This window comes from Alcanivorax sp. (genome assembly GCF_017794965.1).
Classification (GTDB): Bacteria; Pseudomonadota; Gammaproteobacteria; order Pseudomonadales; family Alcanivoracaceae; genus Alcanivorax.
Window position 1 is genome coordinate 3,862,819 of sequence record NZ_CP051240.1, and the last position, 18,112, is coordinate 3,880,930.

The 18,112-nt window shown below is 59.4% G+C and carries 20 protein-coding genes; 4 read left to right on the top strand and 16 right to left on the bottom strand.

Annotated features, from left to right (window positions below; translation table 11 throughout):
* Positions 1 to 398: 398 nt before the first annotated feature.
* Positions 399 to 1,175 (bottom strand): TetR/AcrR family transcriptional regulator, encoded by a 777-nt coding sequence (locus tag HF945_RS16870; RefSeq protein ID WP_290523721.1) that lies wholly within the window; start codon positions 1,173 to 1,175, stop codon positions 399 to 401.
* 98 nt (positions 1,176 to 1,273) lie between these two features.
* Positions 1,274 to 2,419, bottom strand: a complete 1,146-nt coding sequence (gene hemW, locus HF945_RS16875; protein ID WP_290523722.1) for a radical SAM family heme chaperone HemW — start codon at positions 2,417 to 2,419, stop codon at positions 1,274 to 1,276.
* Between the two features lie 137 nt (positions 2,420 to 2,556).
* Between hemW and HF945_RS16880 the strand changes: the two genes are divergently transcribed.
* Entirely contained in the window at positions 2,557 to 3,003 is a 447-nt protein-coding gene (locus HF945_RS16880) for a YaiI/YqxD family protein (RefSeq protein WP_290523723.1), read from the top strand.
* On the opposite strand, the gene HF945_RS16885 is transcribed toward HF945_RS16880, so the two are convergent.
* The 5 genes from HF945_RS16885 to HF945_RS16905 all read right to left on the bottom strand — a co-directional run bounded on the left by HF945_RS16885 (position 2,994) and on the right by HF945_RS16905 (position 7,032).
* A complete protein-coding gene (locus HF945_RS16885) occupies positions 2,994 to 3,608 on the bottom strand; it encodes a hypothetical protein (RefSeq protein ID WP_290523724.1) in 615 nt (204 codons plus the stop codon). The two genes, HF945_RS16880 and HF945_RS16885, sit on opposite strands and share 10 nt — an antisense overlap.
* Positions 3,609 to 3,899: 291 nt before the next feature.
* Positions 3,900 to 4,487: an RdgB/HAM1 family non-canonical purine NTP pyrophosphatase gene (rdgB, locus tag HF945_RS16890; protein ID WP_290523725.1), complete on the bottom strand. Its 588-nt coding sequence runs from the start codon at positions 4,485 to 4,487 to the stop codon at positions 3,900 to 3,902.
* 159 nt (positions 4,488 to 4,646) lie between these two features.
* On the bottom strand, positions 4,647 to 5,237 hold the full coding sequence (metW, locus tag HF945_RS16895; protein WP_290523726.1) for a methionine biosynthesis protein MetW: 591 nt from the start codon (positions 5,235 to 5,237) through the stop codon (positions 4,647 to 4,649).
* On the bottom strand, positions 5,230 to 6,429 hold the full coding sequence (locus tag HF945_RS16900; RefSeq protein WP_290523727.1) for a homoserine O-acetyltransferase: 1,200 nt from the start codon (positions 6,427 to 6,429) through the stop codon (positions 5,230 to 5,232). The genes metW and HF945_RS16900 overlap by 8 nt, the downstream gene beginning before the upstream one ends.
* 87 nt (positions 6,430 to 6,516) lie before the next feature.
* Positions 6,517 to 7,032, bottom strand: coding sequence for a hypothetical protein (locus tag HF945_RS16905; protein WP_290523728.1), 516 nt, complete (start codon positions 7,030 to 7,032; stop codon positions 6,517 to 6,519).
* 89 nt (positions 7,033 to 7,121) lie between these two features.
* Between HF945_RS16905 and HF945_RS16910 the strand changes: the two genes are divergently transcribed.
* A complete protein-coding gene (locus tag HF945_RS16910) occupies positions 7,122 to 8,423 on the top strand; it encodes an MFS transporter (RefSeq protein WP_290523729.1) in 1,302 nt (433 codons plus the stop codon).
* Positions 8,424 to 8,482: 59 nt separating this feature from the next.
* Positions 8,483 to 9,085, top strand: a complete 603-nt coding sequence (locus HF945_RS16915; protein WP_290523730.1) for an outer membrane beta-barrel protein — start codon at positions 8,483 to 8,485, stop codon at positions 9,083 to 9,085.
* 142 nt (positions 9,086 to 9,227) lie between these two features.
* On the opposite strand, the gene trmB is transcribed toward HF945_RS16915, so the two are convergent.
* Both trmB and HF945_RS16925 read right to left on the bottom strand, forming a co-directional pair.
* On the bottom strand, positions 9,228 to 9,944 hold the full coding sequence (trmB, locus tag HF945_RS16920) for a tRNA (guanosine(46)-N7)-methyltransferase TrmB (protein ID WP_290523731.1): 717 nt from the start codon (positions 9,942 to 9,944) through the stop codon (positions 9,228 to 9,230).
* A 314-nt stretch (positions 9,945 to 10,258) separates the two neighbouring features.
* On the bottom strand, positions 10,259 to 11,191 hold the full coding sequence (locus HF945_RS16925; RefSeq protein ID WP_290525365.1) for an IS110 family transposase: 933 nt from the start codon (positions 11,189 to 11,191) through the stop codon (positions 10,259 to 10,261).
* Between the two features lie 510 nt (positions 11,192 to 11,701).
* On the opposite strand from HF945_RS16925, the gene HF945_RS16930 reads away from it, so the two are divergent.
* A complete protein-coding gene (locus tag HF945_RS16930; RefSeq protein ID WP_290523732.1) occupies positions 11,702 to 11,833 on the top strand; it encodes a hypothetical protein in 132 nt (43 codons plus the stop codon).
* A 135-nt stretch (positions 11,834 to 11,968) separates the two neighbouring features.
* Here HF945_RS16930 and HF945_RS16935 read toward each other — a convergent pair whose 3' ends face one another.
* From HF945_RS16935 to ftsY, 7 genes are all read right to left on the bottom strand, one after another.
* Positions 11,969 to 12,748 (bottom strand): thiazole synthase, encoded by a 780-nt coding sequence (locus HF945_RS16935; RefSeq protein ID WP_290523733.1) that lies wholly within the window; start codon positions 12,746 to 12,748, stop codon positions 11,969 to 11,971.
* A gap of 58 nt (positions 12,749 to 12,806) precedes the next feature.
* On the bottom strand, positions 12,807 to 13,004 hold the full coding sequence (gene thiS, locus HF945_RS16940; protein ID WP_290523734.1) for a sulfur carrier protein ThiS: 198 nt from the start codon (positions 13,002 to 13,004) through the stop codon (positions 12,807 to 12,809).
* An 8-nt stretch (positions 13,005 to 13,012) separates the two neighbouring features.
* Positions 13,013 to 13,381 (bottom strand): DUF423 domain-containing protein, encoded by a 369-nt coding sequence (locus HF945_RS16945; protein WP_290523735.1) that lies wholly within the window; start codon positions 13,379 to 13,381, stop codon positions 13,013 to 13,015.
* A gap of 451 nt (positions 13,382 to 13,832) precedes the next feature.
* Positions 13,833 to 14,693, bottom strand: a complete 861-nt coding sequence (gene rpoH, locus HF945_RS16950; protein WP_290523736.1) for an RNA polymerase sigma factor RpoH — start codon at positions 14,691 to 14,693, stop codon at positions 13,833 to 13,835.
* Between the two features lie 339 nt (positions 14,694 to 15,032).
* Complete coding sequence (ftsX, locus tag HF945_RS16955; RefSeq protein ID WP_290523737.1) at positions 15,033 to 16,061, bottom strand: permease-like cell division protein FtsX; 1,029 nt, start codon at positions 16,059 to 16,061, stop codon at positions 15,033 to 15,035.
* The gene (gene ftsE / locus HF945_RS16960) at positions 16,048 to 16,737 is read right to left on the bottom strand and encodes a cell division ATP-binding protein FtsE (protein WP_290523738.1); all 690 of its coding nucleotides are present in this window, start codon (positions 16,735 to 16,737) and stop codon (positions 16,048 to 16,050) included. The genes ftsX and ftsE overlap by 14 nt, the downstream gene beginning before the upstream one ends.
* A gap of 84 nt (positions 16,738 to 16,821) precedes the next feature.
* Positions 16,822 to 18,030 carry a signal recognition particle-docking protein FtsY gene (gene ftsY / locus HF945_RS16965; protein ID WP_290523739.1) on the bottom strand — a complete coding sequence of 403 codons (1,209 nt, stop codon included), beginning with the start codon at positions 18,028 to 18,030 and terminating at the stop codon, positions 16,822 to 16,824.
* Positions 18,031 to 18,112 lie beyond the last annotated feature (82 nt).

Here is an 18,112-nt window from a genome sequence, read left to right on the forward strand (position 1 = left end):
CCCATGCTTCATGAAAAGGCCATCCTGCAGGGCAGGATGGCCTTTTTTATGCCGCTCTGCGGCTGCTGCACGCATCACGCATCACGCAACATGCGGAAGGAAAATCGGGGGAACCGAACTGTAGGAGCGAGCCTGCTCGCGATCCGAGCCCAAGCGAGGAAATGAGTTTCGAGTAACGAGAAGCGAGTTTCGAAAGCCAGAACCGCAAAACTCGTTTCTGGACCCGTTTTTTTGATCTTCAAAACTCGTTTCTGGAATCCTTACCTCGCTTGGGCTCGGATCGCGGTCGAACGACCGTTATTCGCTACGCTCACCCCTTCGGGGCCGCACTCCGTGCGTTACTCCGCTGCGACGTTCCTGCAGCGGGTATAGGAGTGTTTCATCGACGCCAAAAGGCGTCAGGCGTCAGACGAGGGGCCCGGGGGGCTCATCTTGATGCAGTTGTTCTCGCCGCACAGATCGCCGAACAGGGTATCGCACAGGTACTTGACCTTGCTGTCCAGGGCATCATCGTCGAAGGGGTTGCTTACCATGGGCTGCCAGTTCAGGGCATTCAGATGCAACTGAATATGACGCATGAACATGCGGTAAGGCTCATTCAGGGCATACATGTCGAGAACACCCTCCGCATTGATCAGGGTGTGCATGCCCATACTCATTGCCCACTGACCAGAACTGAACGTCAGAGGGGCCAGACCATGGCTCTCCAGTTCGCCCTTGTCGATGGCATCGGCGACGACGGATTCCACCATACGGCCGATGGGCATGCCGGCTTCCATCATCTGTTCGCGGCGATGGGTGGATGAGGCCAGCCAGACCACCTCGGTCATCACATACTGTTCCAGACGAAAGTGTTCCGGGTGATGCTGGGCGAACAGGGTGTAGGCCACCGCAAAACCGAGCATCTTGTCACGGGTGCACAGATCCGACTCGGCGACCCGGCGGAAGTATTCCTGGCGGGTGCCGGTGAGCTCGGTGCAAACGGCGATGAGCAGATCTTCTTTCGATGCGAAGTGATGATAGAGCGTGCCAGTGGCAAAGTTGCAGCTGCGAGCGATGGCCGCCATTTGAATCCCGAGAAGCCCTTCGTTACAGAGTTGCTGCCGGGTGGCTTCGATAAACAGCTTTTCCCGCTCAGCGAGGGCCTGTTCGCGGCCGCTTCGTGTTTTGATCATGTGTGTTGTCTTCTATCCCTGATTGTTCTGTCTTGGCTGTCTCTGGGTAAGCAAGGATTCACTCAGAGATCTCTAAGCCTGAGTGTTCTTTACACTTTTTACAATGTCTCGTTCGCGGTTTCCAGCACGCTGTTCAGGTGCAGGATGCCGTTTGGCGTACAGCGAAGCCGTTCATCATCAATCATCAGCAGGCCATGCTGCTGTAGTTTGCTCAGTAGCGGCAACCATTGTGCCGGATTTTCCCCCGTGGTTCGTTCGAGGGTTTGTAACGAGATACCATCCATCAGCCGCAGGCCGTTGAGCAGGGCCTCAAAGCGTCTGTCGCTACCATCGATGGTCTGGGCCTGGCGGCGGGCGTGGGCCGGCGCGGCCAGATAGTCTTCCGGTTTGCGGGTTTTCTGGTGGCGAGTGAGCACCAGATGACCCTGTTCATCGAGCGTGCTGAGTTTACTGTGGGCGCCGGCGCCGATGCCCAGGTAATCACCAAACTGCCAGTAATTCAGGTTGTGGCGGCAGGCCTTGCCCGGTTGGGCAAAGGCGGAAATTTCGTACCGCTGAAAGCCGGCCTGCGCCAGCAGGTCAAAGCCGGCCTGTTCGGTATCGGCCATGCTGTCACTGTCTGGCTGGGTGGGGGGCGCACGGTAGAACACGGTATTGGGTTCGATGGTCAGTTCGTACCAGCTCAAGTGGGAGGGCTTGAGCGAGATGGCCTGTTCCAGATCTTCCAGTGCCTGCACCTGGGTCTGGCCCGGTAGTGCATGCATGATATCCAGATTCAGGTTGTCGAAGCCGGCTGCACGGGCCTGTTGTGCTGCGGTAATGGCCGCCTGGGCATCATGGATGCGGCCGAGGGCCTTGAGATGATCATCGTTGAAGCTTTGCACGCCAATGGACAGGCGATTGATACCCGCCGCCCGGAATCCCTCGAAGCGCGCCGCTTCGGTGGTGCCCGGGTTGGCTTCCAGGGTGATCTCGGCATTGTCGGCCAGCGGCAAGCGGGCGCGAATTCCGGCAAACAGCAGTTGATAGAAGTCTGCCGACATTAGACTCGGCGTGCCCCCGCCAATAAACACCGTCTCCACCGGACGCTCGCCGGTCATGGCGAGATCCTGCTCCAGATCCAGCAGCAATGCGTCCAGATATTCCCGCTCCGGCAGCTCTCCCCGCTCATGGGAATTGAAGTCGCAGTACGGACACTTGCGCACGCACCAGGGGGTGTGGATGTAGAGGGAGAGGGGGGGCATGAGTATCAGTTAACAGTGAATAGTTAACAGTGAACAGCTAAATTCACCGGCTTGGGGTATGGTAGCAAACCGTCCGGGCGAAGTGTGTGTTTTGCCTTCGCTGTTCACTATTCACTATTAACTGTTCATTGTCTTTTATGCATATCTGGGTTGATGCCGATGCCTGTCCCAGGCCGGTGAAAGAGGTGTTGTTCAAGGCGGCGCAGCGGGTGCAGGTGCCGTGTACGCTGGTGGCCAATCAGCCCGTTGCTGTGCCGCGCTCGGCTCTGATTCGCGCTATTCAGGTGGGGCAGGGGTTTGATGTGGCCGACAATGAGATCGTGCAGCGTTGTGAGCCGGGGGATCTGGTGGTCACCCAGGATATACCGCTGGCCGCGGAGGTGGTGGCCAAAGGGGCAGAGGCGGTCACGCCACGTGGCCACTGGCTGGACAAGGATACGGTCCGTGAGCGTTTGAACATGCGGGACTTCATGGAAGAAATGCGCTCGGCGGGTATGGAAACCGGTGGTCCGAAATCCTACTCCCCACAGGACAAGGGGCGTTTTGCCAATGCCCTGGACCGTTGGCTGGCCCGTCAGAAGTAGAGCATTAACCCTATCTCGCCCCACTGCTCGTCGTCGCCACCATCCCGGCGCACGTCCTCACCGGCCCAGCTGTATTGCCAGCCGGCGTATACGTCCAGATGATCACGGGCTGACCAGTCCAGCGCCACGGCGGCTTCGGTATTGTTGAGACCGTTGTAGGCCTTGCTGGCATAACCATGGTCCAGTGTCTGGGTGACCCGGAGGCTGGCGATCAGCGGTTCAGCCAGTGCCTTTTCTGCTATCAGGGATAATCCATAAAAGCTGCCTTCTGCCCGTCGGCTCCAGGTGCCGTCCAGGGCCACACTGACAATCCGGTTCAGTGGCCGGCTTACCCCGGCGCCCACTTCAACATCGTCCGGATCGTCAGGGTGAAACTGCAGATAGGTCACGTTGGCGTAGGGGCGCCAGTCTCCCAGCAAAGGGGCGTATTCCAGGTAGAGGTTGTTTTCCCGGTAAGGACCGCCTTCCTCCCAGGCTTGCCAGACTCCGGCAGACAGCCCGGCGTTGACACTGAACAGGCTGGAGCCGGGCAGATTATCTCGCCCTTCGGTGACATAACGGCTCTGCCACTGTGTTTGCAGATCCCCCTGAATACCCAAGGCCATGACGTGCGCCGGCAGGGTCAGAAGCAGGAGTGAGCGCGGTAAATAGGGTAGGTGCACGCACGGGTCCTTGTGTCGTGAGACGATTTTTTACTTTAGCAAAAGGGGGAGTAAGGGAGGGTGAAGGATCGTTAACAGTTAACAGTTAACAGTTAACAGTGAACAGTGAACAGCGAAACCCTGAAGCCCCTGACGAAGCCGCGTAGGCGCCCAGGCAAGCTGGGCTCCTACAGCGCGAATGAGCGATTGATCCCATTCGGCCAACGATTGGGCTCTCCTGCAAAACCAGGAATCTTAAGTCAGCTGCGCCAGCAGTTTTTCCATCGCCTTGCCGCGATGGCTCATGGCGTTCTTTTCTTCCGGGGGGAGTTGTGCGGCGGTACAGCCTTTTTCCGGGACAAAGAAGTGGGGGTCGTAGCCGAAGCCCTGATCGCCTTGCGGTTCCAGCACGATTTCGCCTTCCCAGGTGCCCTGGCAGATGATCGGGGTGGGGTCGTCCTCGTGTTCCATCAGTACCAGTACGGCCACATAGCGGGCGTCACGGTTCACATCGGGAAGATCGGAGAGCAGTTCCACCATCAGCTTGTTGTTCTTGGCGTCGCTGGCGCCGACGCCGGCAAACCGGGCCGAGAACACGCCGGGCGCGCCGCGCAGGGCGGCTATCTGAATGCCGGAGTCATCGGCGATGGCGGGCAGGCCGGTATATTTGCAGGCATTGCGTGCCTTGATGATGGCATTTTCCACAAAGGTGGTACCGGTCTCATCGGCTTCCGGTACCTCAAACTCGCTCTGCGCCACCACTTCGATGTTCAGTGGGGTGAGCAGATTCTGCAACTCGGCGAGTTTTTTCTTGTTGCCGGAGGCGAGGACTAGCTTTTCCAATTTTCACTCCTTGGGTCGTTCGCAGCATGCATCACGCAACACGCTTCACGCAAAACCCGGTCGCAGGTTCTATCTACGTTTGAGCGCGGAGAAGACGCTACCACTTTGGGCAAGCCCCTTCCGCGTTGTTGCATGATGCGTGGTGCGTGCAGCGGCTCTCTACGCCTTCACCCGATAAATCGCGATTTCTCCGAACAGATTCGGCCACAGGCGGGCGAGGATACCGCTGCGGTGATCCCGATTGATGACCTGGCGTTCCAGGATATGGATGCCGTTCTTGTGGCAATGGGTTTCAAAATCCTGAACGGTGCACAGGTGGATATTCGGGGTGTTGTACCACTGGTAGGGCAGTGCCGAGGACACCGGCATGCGCCCCTTGAGCCCCAGATAACTGCGCACTTTCCAGTGGCCGAAGTTGGGGAAGGTGATGATGGCTTCGCGGCCCACGCGCAGCATTTCATTGAGGATCTGGTCCGGCCGCAGGACGGCCTGCAGGGCCTGGGTCATTACCACGTAGTCAAAACGTTGGTCCTGGAAGTTGCCGAGGCCAGCATCAAGATCCTGTTCCAGTACGTTGACGCCTTTTTCAAAACAGGCCGCCAGATTGTCTTGATTGATCTCCAGGCCATAGCCCTTTGCCTGTTTGTGCTCGCCCAGCCAGGCCAGCAGGGTGCCGTCGCCACACCCCAGATCCAGCAGCGTGGCGCCCTGGGGAATCCAGTCGCTGATCAGTTGCAGGTCATCACGCATGGGCGGCCTCTGCAGCATTGGCGGTGTTGTCGATGCGGTTGTCGCCGCCCTCGATTTCGTTGGCGACCCTGTGCATATAGGCCCCGAACAGCTTGGTGTATTCCGGGATGTCCAGCAGGAAGGCATCGTGGCCCTTGGGCGTATCGATTTCGGCGTAGCTTACGTCGCGGCCGGCGTGCACCAGACCGTTGACGATCTCGCGGCTGCGTTCCGGCGCGAAGCGCCAGTCCGAGGTGAAGGACATGACCAGGAATTTGCAGCTGGGCTGGGCCAGAGCGGTTTCCAGGTTGTCGCTGAATTCCCGGGCGGGGTCGAAATAATCCAGGGCCTTGGTCATCAACAGGTAGGTGTTGGCGTCGAAGTTGCGCGAAAACACCTCACCCTGGTGGCGCAGGTAGGATTCCACCTGAAATTCCACATCGAACCCGAAATGGAAACGGCCAGCCCGCAGGTCCCGGCCAAATTTCATGCGCATGGCGTCATCACTGAGGTAGGTGATGTGGCCGACCATGCGCGCCAGGATCAGCCCCTGGCGGGGGTAGGTGTCGTGCAGATAATAGCGCCCGCCATGGAAATTCGGATCGGTGAGGATGGACTGGCGCGCCACTTCGTTGAAAGCAATATTCTGTGCCGACAGTTTCGGCGCTGCCGCAATCACCACCGCGTGGCTCAGGCGTTCAGGGTAATCGATAGACCACTGCAAGGCCTGCATGCCGCCCATGCTGCCGCCAATAACGGCTGCCCAGCGCTGGATACCGAGCACGTCGGCCAGACGAGCCTGGCTGTTCACCCAGTCCTTGATGGTCATCATGGGGAAGTCGGGACCCCAGGGCTGACCTGTCTCCGGATTGATGGAGGAAGGGCCGGATGAGCCGTGACATCCGCCCAGGTTATTCAGGCAGACCACATAAAAACGGTTGGTATCAATTACCTTGCCTGGGCCGATACAGGTATCCCACCAGCCTGGGCGCTTGTCGTCCATGCTGTGGTAGCCCGCGGCATGATGGTGGCCGGACAGGGCATGGCAGATCAGCACCGCATTGGAAGCGTCGCGGTTGAGGGTGCCATAGGTTTCATAGACCAGTTCATAGGCAGGCAGGGTTCGCCCGCACTCCAGTTCGAGAGGGGTATCGAAACGATATGTTTTCGGTTCAACCAGCCCGACGGAATCGGCAGGGATCTGTTGCGGCATGATGACTCGCTTGCGTCTGTTGCCGCAAAGTCTAAAGCTCGCCCGGTGGCCGTGCAATCGGCCACCGTCGAGAACACCTTTTCCGGCTCAGGTCAGAGGGCTGTAATCAGCCTCCTCATGGTGCTGGCGGACATCAATATGGTCATCCAGCGCCTCATGGACCTGATTCCGGTGCATCTTGCGATCCACATCCACGATGACAAGATAGTTGCCACTCTTGACCGACTGGATGTAGGGCATCAAGTGGTGGTTGGGATGGGAAATGCCGCGCAGGCCACCCACCCAGGCACCGAAACAGGTGAAGAACAGTGCCGTCAGAGCCCAGATACCCAGGTGGGCATCAATGCCCCAGGGGTCGGCAAAGGCCACGGCGTAACCCGCGATCAGGCCAATAATGAAGCCCCGGGTAGCGCCGCTGTAGCCATCGGCCATCAGGTCGGTATCCTCCCACGGGGTGGTGCTGTTGATGCCCAGTCGCTCCAGCTCACCGTTGTCGCGGGCCATCACGTGCACCCGGTCACCACCGAACCCGGCATTATCCAGGCGATGCATTGCGTTGCGAACCTGCTGAAGATTGGGGACGAGATAGTAGATTCTGTACATACGCGATTCCCTCCTTCGTAATGGGTTACTCCACGCTAGGCGTGGGCAAGTGAAGAAGTGATCAAAAGATGATCAGGAACAGGTGAAGCATGGCAAATCGGGAATTACTGGACAAGCTGTACGCCCAGGTGGCCAACGATGAGGATGCCCGTACCTGCAAGGACATCAGTGAGGATGCTTGCCGCGAGGTGCCCGGGAATTTCTTTCGCATTATCACGGCCAATGCCCTGACCAAAATCGGTGATCTGTTGATCAACCCGAAAACCGTGCTGGCCTGGTTGATCACCGCCGTGGGCGCACCGGCCTGGCTGGCCGGCTTTCTGGTGCCGATCCGCGAATCCGGGTCTCTGATACCGCAGTTGATGATTGGCGCGCTGGTGCGGCGTTATCCGGTGAGAAAAGGCTTCTGGGTGCTGGGATCTGCCCTGCAGGGGCTGGCGGTGCTGGGCATGGCCGTGGCGGTCTGGTGGCTGGACGGCATGCAGGCCGGGCTGGCCATCATTGCTCTGTTGATCCTCTTCAGTATCAGCCGGGGATTCTGCTCTGTGGCCATGAAGGATGTGCAGGGCAAGTGTATCCCCAAATCCCGGCGTGGCCGGCTCACCGGGTTGTCTGCCACCCTGTCAGGCGCTATTACCTTTGCGCTTTCGTTGCTTATTTTCCATGGCGATGAGGATCCCACGCGGGCGTTTTACAGCGCACTGTTGACCGGGGCCGGGGTGGCCTGGCTGTTGGCCGCCTGGGTGTTCTTTACCGTGGATGAATACCCGGGGGCCAGCGAGGGTGGACACAATGCTTTTCGCGAGGCGCTGGGCAGCTTGCGGTTGCTGAAGACCGATGCGCCCTTTCGTCGTTTTGTGATGACCCGGGCGCTGCTCATGTCTTCCTCGCTGGCGTCCCCGTTTCTGGTGTTACTGGCCCAGGATCAATCCTCTCTGCCGCTGCTACTGGGTAGCTTCGTGCTGTCTTCCAGCCTGGCCAGCACTGTCAGTGCCACGGTGTGGGGCTACATGGCGGATACCTCCAGTCGCAACGTGATGATTCGTGGCGGCGGCCTGGCCGCTGTGATCTGTGTGCTGGCGGGCAGTTTTGCCCTGTGGGGCCCGACGGTGTCCTGGCTCCACTGGTTGTTCCCGCTGGCCTATTTCATTCTCGCAATCGCCCATGCCGGGATCCGCATTGGGCGCAAAACCTATCTGGTAGATATGGCCGGGGGCACCAAACGCACGGATTACACCTCGGTAAGCAATACGGTGATTGGTGTGCTGTTGCTGGTGGTTGGGGCGTTCAGCGCGGCGGTGGCCACCCTGGGGAATGACTGGGCGTTGCTGGTGTTGGGGGTGATGGGCGCGGTGGGAGTGTTCAGTGCGTTATCGCTTGAGGATGTGTGACAGGAAGGCGCCACTGAGTATGATATGCGCTTGTTTTCTTAATAATCGGGGAGATAAAAATGAAAAAAATCGTCATGGCAGGTGCCTTGTTGCTGTCGGTTGGCGTGGTGCAGGCGGAAGAAACGGCCGGGCCACAATTCTTGCTGGGGGGGGCGCTTTCCATTGATCGAAGCAACTTTGCCGACGAACTGGATGATGATCTGGCCGGACTGGGCTTTGATATCGATGATGATAGCGGCCTGGCGTTGGGCCTGGATCTGTACGCGGGATTAAGTTTCCTGGAGGCGTCCAGTTTCCGATTCGGCTACCGCAAGTTTGGCCAGCAATCAGCGGAAGTGGGCATTATTGGCTTGCCTGGTTCTGCAACAGCAGAACTGGATGCGGATGGACTGTATGCCGCTGTGGATCTGATGTTCCCGGTGAGTGAGTCTTTCTATCTGGGCGGAACCGTTGGACTCCAGAAATGGGATCTTGATCTGGACGTTGAAGGTATGACGGAAAGTGAAGACGGCAGTGATCTGTTTTATGGGGTGCGTGGCAAGGTCTTGTTTGGCGATCAGAGCGGCGCCATGACCCTGTCCATTAACCGCTACAGTTTCGAGCTGGAGGGTTCGGATCTGGAATACACCCCGGTCTCGGTGGGTGTGGAGTTCTACCTCTAAGCCAGATAAGCCTCACGCTGCAGGGCGCGGGCAGGGCCGGCCCGTGCCCTTTCTTCCACGAGGTTCGCATGGCGGAATTAACGGCCTTCAGTCCGGCAGCTACCTTGGGGTTGTATCGTGGGTTGAGCTTGTAGCTTGCCGCTCAATCCTTCTCGAACAGTAAATCCCATACCCCGTGGCCCAGCCGTTCGCCGCGGCGTTCGAACTTGGTTTCCGGGCGCCAGTCCGGGCGTGGTGAGAACTGACCATCGCCAGCCAGGTTGGTGAAGCCCTCTGCTGCGTTCATGATTTCCATCATGTGTTCTGAGTAGTTTTCCCAGTCCGTTGCCATGTGCAGTACGCCGCCGGGTTTCAGCTTTTGGCGAACCCGTTCCACCCAGGCGGGTTGTACGATGCGACGCTTGTGATGCTTTTTCTTGTGCCAGGGGTCCGGGAAGTAGAGCTGCACCCGTGCCAGGCTGTCATCGGGGATGCAAAGTTCCAGGATCTCCACCGCATCATCGCAGTAGCTGCGCAGATTGGTGAGGCTCTGTTGCTCGATTTCCATCAGCAGGGCGCCGACGCCGGGGCGGTGCACTTCAATACCAATGAAGTCCTTGTCCGGATCCGCTTTGGCCATGGCGGCCAGGGATTGCCCCATGCCGTAGCCGATTTCCAGTACCCGGTCCGCGTCGCGGCCGAATACGGCTTGTGGATCCAGCATGCCCTGGTCCCGCTCCAGGCCGAAGGTGGGCCAGAGCGTGTCGAGGGCATTGCGTTGCCCGGTGGTCAGTCGGCCTTCCCGGAGTACAAAGCTGCGCACCTTGCGCATGACCTTGCCGGTTTCCGGGTCCTTGTCCTGTTTGATGAAGTCGAGCATGGAAAAATTCAGCGTCAAGTTGAAAGTTGAAAGGCGCGAAGATGTGCCATGCACACTTTGCCAGGGTCGGCACTCCGCGTTGCGGATGCTGACAGGTAATCGGGCGTGATTGTAGCAGAAAGCGGTGAGAAGGCGCGTTCACGTGCCCTTCATGGGGAAAAGCTGATCATGATTTTCGAAACATACTTCCCCAATATTTACCCCTTGGCACTGACCCTCCCCCGGCAGTGCCATTTTTTTGGTTCATGGTGGGTTAGCGGAAAGTGGCCGCTACCAAGGCCTTCCCGTAGGAGATTCTATGTTGTCCACCCCTTTTATGAGGCAGGCATAGATACGTAGTCAGTACGGCTCTTCATCAGCGCGAAGGCGATACGGACCAGCTTACGTGCGAGGATGACCAGGGCCTGCGTTTTCGCCAGGCCACGGTCGAGATAACCTTGGTAGACACCCGCCCAGCGGGCGCTTTTACGAGCGGCCATGGCCGCACAGTAAAGCAGTCTGCGGGTCTCTGAGTCGCCTTTTTTGGTCAGCTTGCGTTTTCCCGTTCTGGTGCCGGAGTCCTTTACATGGACATCCATCCCCAGGAAGGCGACGAAGGCGTCGCTGTTGCGGAAGTCTCCTCGCAGGAAGGCCATGACCAAGGCGTAAGCCGTCAGATCGCCCACACCTTCCAGAGATTTGCAGCGTTGTACCTGATCGCAGAGCCCTGCCTCTCTTACGGTGTTGCGAAGATGCTTCTGGATTAGTGTATCCAGACTGTTGATCTGTGAGATCAGCCTTGTCAGGCTCGCCTTGAGAATCTTTTCGCCACCCAGGCTCTGTTGGATCATGGTTCGCGCCTTGATCAGCGCCGCGCGGCGGCGTAGCAGTGTCTGCAGTGTTCGATACGCCTTGGGCGGCGGGCTCCAACGGCGCAGATCCTCCTTCTCTCTCTGCAGATGGCGGGCAAGCAGCTGGGCGTCAGAGGCGTCTGTTTTAGCTCGGCCGCCTGTTCCCTTGCGGTAGCTGCTGAGACGTGAAGCATCAATGACGTAAATGTGGTGCCCTTTGGCATGGGCCAACTCGATGACTGCCATGTGGTAAGTCCCTGTGGCCTCAATGGCGATCTCACAGGAGCATGGCAGGCTCTTGAGCCAGTGTTTAATGGCTTTGGGGGTGTTCTCGATGGTGAACGTCTGGCCCTGGAAATGAATGACCAACTCGGCCTTGGCGACGTCGATGCCGACGATAGATCTTGCTACTTGCATTGCCACTGAACTGCCCCTTGAGCTAGGTTACACATGCTTGTCGGGGCGCACCTAAACGCTGGCTTGCTGGTATCGTCGGTCTGAGGTGCAACTCAGCCGATGGATTCTTTATCGGCGTATGAATAGGTGCGGGGTGGGGCCAAGTCTCCTACCGTCTGTACCCTGAGGTCAGATGCGTCGTTGGTCCCTCCACCCCGGCAAGTCCTGCATCATTGCAGGAGAGGCATTCAAACATACAAGCGTCGGTTATTCGCTCCGCTCACCCCTGCGGGGCCGCCTTGTCAGGCGTTCCTTCGCTGCGCTCGGAGGCGGCGCGATTTCAGACCGGGATCAAAAACGTTTTCACCACAGGGGTCACTGAAACCTCGGATCGGGAGCCGTTGCCAGAACCTTCGTTCAGCAAGCTGAATCTCCCACCAGACACCGGTTTCGCCCGGGCGAAATAAAGCGCTGAAATCGCGCCGCCAGCGACGCTCCTACGGAAAGGTGGGGCCTTCCCGGAGATCCGCGATGAACTTTTTTTTTGGCCGCTCTGCGGCTGCGAGGGATAAGAAGCGGGTTTCGAAAGGCGAAACCGGCATCATGGAAGAGGTTTGGGATTTGGGCTTCGAGGTGCGTTTCTGGAATATTTACCTCGCTTAGGCTCGGATCGCTCAGGCGAGCTGAGCTCCTACAGCGGGGTATAGCGAGGGATTTACCGACGCAAAAAGGCCCGCCCGGTTACGGGCGGGCCTTTTTGCGTCAGGCGTGCCTGTTGCGTGCAGCGTGCTGCGTCTCCTATTTGCTCAACCCATCCAGCGGGGAGGAGGCTGAGGCGTAGGCCTTGCGGGGCATGCGGCCGGCGAGGAAGGATTCGCGGCCGGCCTCAATCGCTTTCTTCATGGCGGAGGCCATCAGCACCGGCTTCTGGGCGTGGGCCACCGCAGAGTTCAGCAGTACCCCGTCACAGCCCATTTCCATGGCGATGGCGGCATCGGAGGCGGTGCCTACACCGGCGTCGACGATGATCGGCACCCTGGCTTCTTCCATGATCAGACGGATGTTGTGGGGGTTGAGAATGCCCAGGCCAGAGCCGATCAGGGAGCCCAGCGGCATCACCGCCACGCAACCCATGTCTTCCAGTTCTTTTGCCACGATGGGGTCGTCGTTGGTGTAGACCATCACCTTGAATCCGTCATCGATCAGTTCCCGGGCGGCGGTGAGGGTGTGGGGAATATGCGGATACAGGGTTTTCTGGTCACCGAGGACTTCCAGTTTGACCAGATCATGGCCATCCAGCAGTTCCCGGGCCAGCTTGCAGCAACGCACCGCGTCTTCGGCGGTGTAGCAGCCGGCGGTGTTGGGCAGGATGGTGTACTTGTCCGGGGTGATGTAGTCGAGCAGATTGGGCTCGTCGGCGTTCTGGCCGATATTGGTGCGGCGAATGGCCACGGTGACGATCTCGGCGCCGCTGGTTTCGATGGCCTCGCGGGTTTCGTCAAAATCCTTGTACTTGCCGGTGCCGATCAGCAGGCGGGATGAGTAGGTTTTTCCGGCAATGGTAAGCAGATCGGACATTCTGGCCTCGTTCATTCGGTGTGTGGTTAGCAGTCAGGCACGGTGGCGGGTAAATGAATCAACCGCCACCGATAGCGTGGACGATTTCCACGATGTCGCCTTCCTTCAGCGTAACGTCGCCATGCTGGCTTTTGGGGATGATCTCCCGATTCACCTCCACGGCCAGACGGCGGCCGGTGAGTTCCAGCTGACTGACCAGATCGGCAATGGTGGAGCCGTCCAGGGTGAGCGTATCGCCATTTACAGTGAGCTTCATGATCTTGATCAAGCGTGTTTGAAAAGGGACCAGGCCAGCATCAGCCAGCCGATGATCAGGGCGGTGCCGCCCAGCGGGGTAATGGCGCCGAGCCACTTCTGTCCGCTGAGCACCAGTATGTACAGGCTACCACTGAATACCAGCATGCCGGCAAACATCACCCAGCCGGCAGTCACCATGCTGGAGGCACCGAAGGTCTTGGCCAGCAAGCCGGTGAGCAACAGGGCAAGCGCATGGTAGAAGTGGTATTCGCTGGCGGTGGCCCAGGTGGCGAGCATGGATTCGTCGACACGGGCTTTCAGGCCATGGGCACCAAAGGCGCCGAGGATCACGGCCAGCGCGCCGTTGATGGCGCCAAGAACAAGCAGGATTTTCATTCAGGGCTCCGCAATGGCGGTCAGAACAGGTGCCGCCTCGGGTTGCACAGTGTACCGGAATTCTTTCGCCGGCGGGTATATTCGCGGGGGGGTTGGGGAGCAGTTGAAAGTTTAAAGTTGAAAGTTCAAACGCGAAGCTGTGCTGGTGCCGTGTTCGGACGGTGTTGCTTCGCGCTACGGCGTTGCAAAGTTGGGGCTCGACAAGAAGAGCGGGTTAAAGGCTGCTGTGGGAGCTCTCTGTGCCCTTTAGGGTATGCCTGCAAGTGATGCAGCATCTATCGAAGGCAAATCGCTTGCAGGCATACCCTAAAGGGCACAGAGAGCTCCCACAGCAATTTCATCATTGGCATCAGGCATCAGGCATCAGGCATCCGCAGAGCGGCCACAAAAAAGCCCCTCATCAAGGGGCTTTGGCGTGTTGCCTGTTGCGTGAAGCGTGCAGCGTCTCTTTTTACGCCATGGCGTTGCGCAGCTTCTTGATGGCGTTGTTTTCCAGCTGGCGGATCCGCTCGGCGGAGACGCCGTACTCGTCGGCCAGTTCCTGCAGGGTGGCTTTCTGGTCGGCCAGCCAGCGGCGCTCCAGGATGTCGCGGCTGCGGTCGTCCAGGGCCATCAGGGCGGAACCCAGCTGACGGGTTTCGCGGTCCTGCTGGTCCTGCTCGGCGATCAGGTCAGCCGGGTCGCTGTTGTCGCTGTGCAGGTAGGCCGCCGGAGAGACCACGGTGTTGTCATCATCATCATTGGTGGGGCCGTCGAAGCTGGCGTCATAGGCGCCCAGGCGGCCTTCCATTTCCTTCACCTGATCGGCGGTGACACCCAGATCATTCGCCACTCGCTGGGCTTCTTCCATTGTCAGGCGGCCGAGACGCTTTTTCTGGCCACGCAGGTTGAAGAACAGCTTGCGCTGGGCCTTGGTGGTGGCCACTTTCACGATGCGCCAGTTCTTGATCACGTACTCGTGGATTTCCGCCTTGATCCAGTGCACAGCAAAACTGACCAGACGTACCCCTTTGGTGGGGTCAAAGCGTTTCACGGCCTTCATCAGGCCTACGTTGCCTTCCTGAACCAGGTCACCTAGGGGGAGGCCGTAGCCGCTGTAGCTGCGCGCAATGTGGACGACAAAGCGCAGATGAGCCAGCACCAGGTTACGGGCGGCATCCAGGTCCTGTTCGTAATAAAGGGCCTCAGCCAGTTGGTGTTCTTCGTCTGCGCTGAGTACCGGCACGGCATTGACGGCCCGCATGTAGGCATCCAGGTCATTACCCGGGACGGCCAGCGAAAGCGCCTGTGCTTGAAATGAAGGGTTGGTCATGCGCAATGTCTCCTCGTGAAGACGTCATTTAATTCCGTTTGAGCCCGATATTAGCACTCGTTTCTATAGAGTGCTAATCGACCCAAAAGTTCCCTGTGATCAGCAATTTCGATGGGTTTCGGAGGGCGAGCATTGAGAATAGCGGGTTTGGATGAACAGGCTGTGAAGCGGGGCGCAGAATCAGCTACGAGCTACGAGCTACAACGCGATTAGAGGGTGGAGGGCTGGGAAAGTTCCGGACTTAGCGCTGGTATCCTTGTGGTGCGCGGGCAGGGCGTTGCCGTTTGGCAGGGCCTGACCCGCGTCTCGCAGCTGACAGCTCATCGCTCACAGCTGCTCTTAGAAGTTCGGTTCGATTTCGCCCAAGTGTCGTCCTACCGCCAGCCAGGCGCCGAGCAGGCCGAGAATGCCGCTGAACAGGGGCATGACAAGCAGGCTGGAAGCGGCCATTCCGGTTAGTGAGTCTTCACTGTTGTAGAGGGCCAGTAACTCGTCGATAGGGCCGCCGAGCCACCACAGGGCGCTTTGGACCAGAATCATGGCGACCACCCCACCGGCGAACCCATAGCAGAACCCGGTATAGAGGAAGGGGCGCCGCACGAAGCCGTCGGTGCCCCCGACGATCTTCACCACCACGATTTCATCCCGGCGGCTCTCGATGCCCAGGCGGATGGTGTTTACCACCACCAGCACCACGGCGGCGGCCAGGGCCAGGGTGAGGGCGGAAATCAGGCGTTCGCCCAGTTCGATCAGGGCATGCAGGCGGCGCACCCATTCCACGTCCAGTTGCACCAGATCCACGCCATCCTGCTCGGCCAGGCGGTTTTCCAGGTCTCCCAGGGTCACCGGATCGGTACTGTCAGGAAAGACCACGATCAGGGGGGGCAGGGGGTTGTCCGGCAGGGCCTGAAGTACATCGCCAAAGCCGGACAGGGCCTGAAATTCTTCCAGAGCCTGCTGGCGGGTGATGACTTTGGTGTCGTCGATGTGATCAAGCTTGAGCCATTCGCTGGCCATCTGTCGCTGGCGATTTTCCGCCACGTCCATCTCCAGAAAGACAGACAGGTGGGCGTTGCCGTCCCAGCTGCTGGTGATGGCGCGGGCATTGTCCAGCAGCACGGCCAGGCCGGATGGCAGGGACAGGGCAATGGCAATCACCAGAATGGTCATGGCGCTGCTGGCACGGCTGGCGTTCAGGCGTTGCAGGGCGTCCCGGAAGGAGTCGCGGTGATGGGCGCGCCAGCTGCGAAAACGGTCTGCCAGGGAGGTGTTGGCGCTCTGGGCACCCACTACCCGGCGTGGCTTTTCGGCTTTCTGGCGTTGCGGTTTGAGCGGAGTTGCGCGCCGGGAACCTTTATTGGCCGCCATGGAATTCCTCCCCCTCATCGCCATCGTGGATCAATCGCCCTTCGCGCAGGGTCAGCAGGCGATGGTTATAGCGGGCGATGAGGCTCAGGTCGTGGGTGGCAATGAGCACGGCGACCCCCACACGGGCGAAGTCCTGAAACAGGTCCATGATCTCTTCGGACAGGGCCGGGTCCAGGTTACCGGTGGGCTCGTCCGCCAGCAGTAGCGGGGGCTTGTTGACCACGGCGCGGGCAATACCCACACGTTGTTGTTCACCGCCGGAAAGCATGATCGGGCTGAGATGCTCTTTTTCCAGCAAGCCCACCTTGTCCAGTGCAGCACGTACCCGCTTGCCGATATCCGCGCGGGAGTAACCGGCGATGATCAGTGGCAGGGCCACGTTTTCGAACACGCTGCGGTCGAACAGCAGCTGGTGGTTCTGGTGCACCATGCCGATCTTGCGTCGCAGCAGGGGAATGTGGCGATTGCCAAAACCGTTCAGGTTCTGGTTGTCCACCAGCACCTGGCCCTGGGTAGGGCGTTCGATCATCATGATCAGTTTCAACAGCGTCGACTTGCCCGCCCCGGAGTGTCCGGTGAGAAAGGTGAGCTGCCCGGCGGGGAGCGTAAAACTCACCTTGCTGAGCGCGTCTTTGCCATTCGGGTAGCGTTTGCTGACCCGGTCGAACTGAATCATTGTGTCTCGCTTGGGCTCGACCGCTGCACGCACCATGCAACAGGCAACACGCGGCGTGATGCGTGATGCTTGTTGCGTGAGGCGTTAACCAGTCACATCTTCAAACAGCGCCTGGACGAATTCTTCTGCGTGGAATGGTCGCAGGTCTTCCAGGCGTTCCCCTACGCCGATAAAACGGATCGGCAACCCCGTGCGTTTAGCCAGTGCAAACAGGATACCGCCTTTGGCGGTGCCGTCGAGCTTGGTCAGTGCCAACCCGGTCACGCCGGCGGCATCACGGAACTGTTCCGCTTGCTGGATGGCATTCTGGCCGGTGCCGGCATCCAGTACCAGCAGGACCTCGTGGGGGGCATCCGGGATCAGCTTCTTCATTACCCGGGTGACCTTGGTCAGCTCGTCCATCAGGTTGCCGCGGGTGTGCAGGCGGCCGGCGGTATCGGCAATCAGCACGTCCGCATTGCGGGACTGGGCAGCCTGTACCGCGTCATAGACCACCGAGGCCGAATCGGCGCCGGTGTGCTGGGCGACCACCGGAATGTCGTTACGCTCGCCCCACACTTGCAGCTGCTCCACCGCCGCGGCACGGAAGGTGTCACCGGCGGCCAGCATCACGTTTTTGCCCTCGGCCTTGAAGCGGCAAGCCAGCTTGCCGATGGTGGTGGTCTTTCCGACCCCGTTTACGCCTACCATCAGGATCACATAGGGCTTCTTGCCGGTGTCGATCTGCAGTGGCTGATCCACGGGCTCCAGCAGTTTGCGCAGTTCATTCTGTAGGGACTCATAGAGGGCGTCGGCGTCCACCAGTTCTTCGCGGCTGACCTGGTCGGTGAGGGCCTCAATGATCACGTCGGTGGCTTCCACGCCCACATCCGCCACCAGCAATTGGGTCTCGATTTCCTCGAAGATCTCGTCATCGATCTCCTTGGCCCCCACCAGCAGGTCCGCCAGGCCCTTACCGAGCCCCTTGCGGGTCTTGCTCATGCCTTGTTTCATGCGGGCCCAGAAACTGCCGCCATCATCGGCGCTGTCGGCGTCAGCCGCAGCAGGTGTGGCCTCAGGCTGGGCGGCCACGACTGCGGGGGCTGGTGTGGGCGCCGGCGTCGGGGCCGGGGCCGGGGCCGGCTGTGGCTCCGCTGCTGGCTCGCCGGCCGGTGCGGGGGAAGGGGGCGTCTCCGTCTGCGGAGAATCCGGGGAGGGCGTTTCTTCTACCCCCACAAACATGCGCTTCCAGAAGCCGGTTTTCTTCGGCTCCTGTTTGCCACTGTTATCGTCGCGGGAAACTTCGTCGCTCATGATCAGTCATATCCAGGCAAGAAGGGGTGACTTCCCCTTCCTAAACAATCAGGCTGCATAGGCGGGCCGTTTAGCCGGTATG